This window comes from Escherichia sp. WS568, assembly GCF_046486085.1.
In the GTDB taxonomy this organism is placed as follows: Bacteria; Pseudomonadota; Gammaproteobacteria; order Enterobacterales; family Enterobacteriaceae; genus Escherichia; species Escherichia coli.
This window is the reverse complement of sequence record NZ_JBJQMC010000068.1, coordinates 1-1009: the sequence shown is the minus strand read 5'-3', so window position 1 is coordinate 1009 and position 1009 is coordinate 1. Positions and strand designations below refer to the sequence as shown.

1 pseudogene is annotated in these 1009 nt (G+C 44.9%); it reads right to left on the bottom strand.

The annotated features are described in order from the left end of the window. A pseudogene (locus ACJHWR_RS25220) lies at positions 1 to 1009 on the bottom strand (IS3-like element IS150 family transposase); the annotation flags it as partial.

Here is a 1009-nt window from a genome sequence, read left to right as displayed (position 1 = left end):
TCGCTTATATTACTGAACTCATCAAGATAAAAACACTCCGACTTTAAGGTTCCAAAGAAACACTCCACCACAGCATTATCCAGACAATTGCCTTTTCTGGACATGCTTTGTTTAATACCATGTTCTTTAAGGATATTTTGATATCTTCTCATACGATACTGCCATCCCTGGTCAGAGTGCAGAACAGGATGCTCGTGAGGATTAAGCTTTTTGAATGCCTGATCGAGCATATTCTCGACCATGTTCATCACTGGTCTTTCCGAAAGGCTGTAAGAAATAACTTCGTTGTTGAAGAGATCTATTACTGGAGACAAATACAGCTTGCGCCCATTGACTGCAAATTCAGTAACATCGGTAACCCACTTCTCGTTTGGCCGCGTAGCCTTGAAATCTCTTTGGAGAACATTGGGGGCGGTTTGCCCTACCTCTCCTCTGTAAGAGCGGTATCGCTTGACCTTAATCGCTGCCTTCAGTGAGAGGATTCCCATCAGGCGCTGAACAGCTTTATGGTTAATCTGTTTCCCTTCTCGATGAAGAGACAGCGTTACCCTACGGTATCCGTATCGGCCTCTATTCTCATGATAAATCTCACCAATACGCTTTTTAACGTCCGCATACTTGTCAGGCTTGCTGAGAGCCTTTAGATGGTAATAAAACGTACTGCGCGGTATCTCCGCAGCCCTGAGAAGCTCATCAAGAGGATAAAACTGCCTTAGCTCGTTGAGTACTTTCACTTTTTCGTGGGATGAGCTAAGGCTTTCAGCTTTTTTAGATACACAAGCCGCGTTTCAAGAAATCGAACTTGCCTTTCAAGATCCTCAATGCGTCGGTCTTTTGACAGCTCCAATGCTGATGCCGCTTTTTCTGGATCAACTGATATTGCAATGTTTCTTTTGGTGCCAATCTTGAGCGCGCGTAAACCAGCTTCTCCGCGCTCTTCATAAACCTTCAGCCACCTGGCTACAGAACCACTACCAGCAAGCATAAAGTGAGCAGCAGCCTGATTAAG